1 protein-coding gene is annotated in these 250 nt (G+C 57.6%); it reads right to left on the reverse strand.

What is annotated here, in order from left to right; genetic code table 11:
• Positions 1-250: immunoglobulin-like domain-containing protein (locus BFQ04_RS30065; RefSeq protein ID WP_256544593.1), on the reverse strand; the 250-nt coding region annotated here is incomplete at both ends.

Genomic DNA, 250 nt, shown 5'->3' on the forward strand with positions numbered 1-250 from the left:
CGGTCTGGTCGCCCTTATACACGTCATCCGGCGCAACAACCGAAACGCTGGCGCTCGATTGGTTTACACCGATAGTGATGCTCTGGCCGTTATCCAAGGTGACGGTCAGCGGGTTGGTGATGTTAGTCACCGGCGCGCCGTTTTTATCCACAAGGCTGGCGGTGTAGACGATGTTGCCGCCTTCGCCGACGGTGGTGGTTGCAGTCAGAACCACATCGACCTTGTCGATGGTGTCGTTGATCGTGGTGGT

Origin of the sequence: Pseudomonas sp. 37 R 15, assembly GCF_900004865.1 — a bacterium.
Lineage (GTDB): Bacteria > Pseudomonadota > Gammaproteobacteria > Pseudomonadales > Pseudomonadaceae > Aquipseudomonas > Aquipseudomonas fluorescens_AM.